The 2,853-nt window shown below is 73.4% G+C and carries 4 protein-coding genes; all 4 read left to right on the top strand.

Features of this window, described 5'->3' with window-relative positions; translation table 11 throughout:
• Nucleotides 1-80 precede the first annotated feature (80 nt).
• On the top strand, nucleotides 81-929 hold the full coding sequence (locus PKC53_RS04895) for an HDOD domain-containing protein (RefSeq protein ID WP_324426903.1): 849 nt from the start codon (nucleotides 81-83) through the stop codon (nucleotides 927-929).
• A gap of 499 nt (nucleotides 930-1,428) precedes the next feature.
• A complete protein-coding gene (locus PKC53_RS04890; protein ID WP_324426901.1) occupies nucleotides 1,429-1,989 on the top strand; it encodes an energy transducer TonB in 561 nt (186 codons plus the stop codon).
• A gap of 14 nt (nucleotides 1,990-2,003) precedes the next feature.
• Nucleotides 2,004-2,738 carry a MotA/TolQ/ExbB proton channel family protein gene (locus PKC53_RS04885; RefSeq protein ID WP_324427082.1) on the top strand — a complete coding sequence of 245 codons (735 nt, stop codon included), beginning with the start codon at nucleotides 2,004-2,006 and terminating at the stop codon, nucleotides 2,736-2,738.
• 10 nt (nucleotides 2,739-2,748) lie between these two features.
• The coding region (locus PKC53_RS04880) for a biopolymer transporter ExbD (RefSeq protein WP_324427080.1) at nucleotides 2,749-2,853 on the top strand (105 nt) is incomplete at its 3' end.

The raw sequence follows: 2,853 nt of genomic DNA, 5'->3' as shown, positions 1-2,853 counted from the left end.
GAACCCGTAGGCCGCCGTCGCCGTGCTCAAGTGCCCGCGCCGCGAGGCCGATAAGCCGACACGACCCGCCGCGCCGCGCCATGCCGACCGATTCCGCCTTCCCGCCGATGCTCGACCGAGCGCCGGGCGACCTGCAGGCGTGGACGCAATGGCTGCGCGAAGCGCCGATCCCGGTGCTCGCGCACACCGCGTCGGCGCTCGACGAGCTCGTCGACCACGAGGACGCCGTCGACGCGCGCGTGCTCGCAGAGACGCTGGCCGACGACCCCCTGGCCAGCCTGCGGCTGCTGATGCACGTCGCGTCGCTGCGCCGCGGCGACGACCGCGGCGCGCCCGAGACCGTGACCGCGGCGCTGGTACTGCTGGGCATCGGCCCGTTCTTCCGTGCGTTTGCCGGGCTGCCCACGGTCGAGCAGCGTCTGGCCGCCTTGCCGCAGGCGCAGCAAGGGCTGCAGCGGGTGATGCATCGCGCGCGCCGGGCGGCCACGTTCGCGCTGGGGTTCGCGGTGCACCGCATGGACCCGGACGCCGCGGTGATCCACGAGGCGGCGCAGCTGCACGACTTCGCCGAGATGCTGCTGTGGTGTCATGCGCCGGCGCTGGCGCTCGAGATCGCGCGGCGCCAGGCCGCCGATCCGGCGCTGCGCTCGGCCGCGGTGCAGCGCGAGGTGCTCGGCGTCGAGCTGCCCGACCTGCAGCACGCGCTGATGCGCGCCTGGCGGCTGCCGCCGCTGTTGGTGCGCCTGGACGACGACCGCCACGCCGACACCGCGCCGGTGCGCAACGTGCACCTGGCGATCCGCGTCGCGCGCCACAGCGCTGCCGGCTGGGACAACCCGGCGCTGCCCGACGACGTGCGCGACGTCGCCGCGCTGCTGCACCTCGCGCCGGACCCCGCGCTGAAGCTGCTTCGCGCGCTCGACCCGTAACGCGGCGCCGACCCCGGCGCAGATCACCCGCCGGGTGCGGCGGCCCGGCTGTGCGCATGCAGCCGCGTCGGCCGTGGTGCTCCTGCGCGCTGGGGCTGCGGCTGCGGCCATGCCGTCCGCGCGGGCGATGAACCGGCTGCCGGACGGCATCCGCGCCGCCGCGGGGTTCGCGGGCGGGTGCGGCCGGTCGGGCGGCGAGGCTCGGTATCCCCACGTCCCCCCCATCGACGCTGTCGCGGCGACCGCCGGGCGCACGCGGCGTCGCACGAGACGCCGACACGCGCAGCGGATGCTTTGAAATGCATGCACAATACGAATCATTCGTGTTACGCTTTGCGATACCGAAACGACAAGCCGCGCCCCGCGGCGCTGCTCCTGCACCGTGCCGCCCCCGACCCGCCCGAACGACCACCTGCCGCCGGCGCAACGTCACACCGCCATCGCGGCGATCGTCTTGCTGCACGGGGTCGCCGCCTGGGGGCTGCTGCAGGTTCAGGCGGTGCGCGATTCGCTGGTCGCGGCGGCGCCGATGTTCGTCGACTGGCTTGCGCCGCTCGCACCCGAGGTGGCACCACCACCGCCGCCGCCGACGGTGCCCGCGCCGCCGCGACCCGCGCCGCCGAAGCCGCTGGTCGCGCGGGTGCCGCAGCCCGATCCGGCGCCGCCGCCATCGATCGCGCCGGACGAACCGGCCCCGACGGAACCAGTACCTGACCCGGCGCCACCGGCTACAACGGCGCCATCCGCGCCACCCGCGCCACCCGCGCCGCCGCCGGCGTTGATTCCGCCGTCGGCGATCCAGTACCTCGTGCTGCCCGACATCGTCTACCCCAGCACCTCGCGTCGGCTGGGCGAACAGGGCCTCGTCGTCGTGGCCGTCCTCGTGGACACCGAAGGCGTGCCGCAGCAGGCGCAGGTGGTGCAGTCGAGCGGGTTCGATCGCCTTGACCGCGCCGCCTTGGCCGGCGTGCGCCGGGCGCGCTTCAGGCCGTACACCGAGGACGGCCGGCCGATGGCCGGCTGGGCGCGCATTCCGATTCCCTTCGAACTGGAGAACTGACCGTGGAGCATTCGCTGGGCTTCGCCCACTTCATCGCGCAGAGCGACGCCGTCGGCAAGACGCTGCTCGTGCTGCTGCTGGCGATGTCGGTGCTGTCGTGGATCATCATCGCGCTCAAGGGGCTGGCGCAGTGGTCGCGCCAGCGTCGCAGCCGGCGCTTCCTCGACTTCTTCTGGAACGCGACCTCGCTGGAGGCGGTGCAGCACGAGATCACCACGCACGGCGCGCACGACCCGTTCTCGCACCTGACCGCGCACGCGACGCACGCGCGCCAGCACCACGCCAGGTACGGTGCGGCCAAGCTCGAAGAGGCCGGCAGCGCGAGCGACTTTGTCACGCGCACCATCAAGAAGGTGCTCGACGAAGAGACCACGCGGCTGGAGAACGGGCTGACGGTGCTCGCCACCGTCGGTGCCACGGCGCCGTTCGTCGGCCTGTTCGGCACCGTCTGGGGCGTGTACCACGCGCTGATGGCCATCGGCGTCAGCGGCGCCGGCACGCTGGACAAGGTGGCCGGCCCGGTGGGCGAGGCGCTGATCATGACCGGGCTGGGGCTGGCGGTCGCGATCCCCGCGGTGGTCGGCTACAACCTGCTGGTGCGCGCGAACCGCGTGACGCTGTCGCGCCTGGACGCGTTCGCGTACGAGCTGCACACCTTCGTCGCGATGGGCCAGCCGCTGGCCACCGAGATCAGCGCCGACGAGCCCGCGCGCGTGCGACCGATCGCCGCGCGCGCGGCCACCGCCTGAGGAGACGACGGTGGCCTTCGCCAGCTTCGACTCGAAGAACGCCTCGGCGCCGATGGCCGAGATCAACATGGTGCCGCTGATCGACGTGATGCTGGTGCTGCTGGTGATCTTCATC

The organism is Azohydromonas sp. (assembly GCF_035325925.1).
Lineage (GTDB): Bacteria > Pseudomonadota > Gammaproteobacteria > Burkholderiales > Burkholderiaceae_C > Calidifontimicrobium.
The sequence above is the reverse complement of the archived record's forward strand: the minus strand, read 5'-3'. Positions and strand labels throughout refer to the sequence as shown.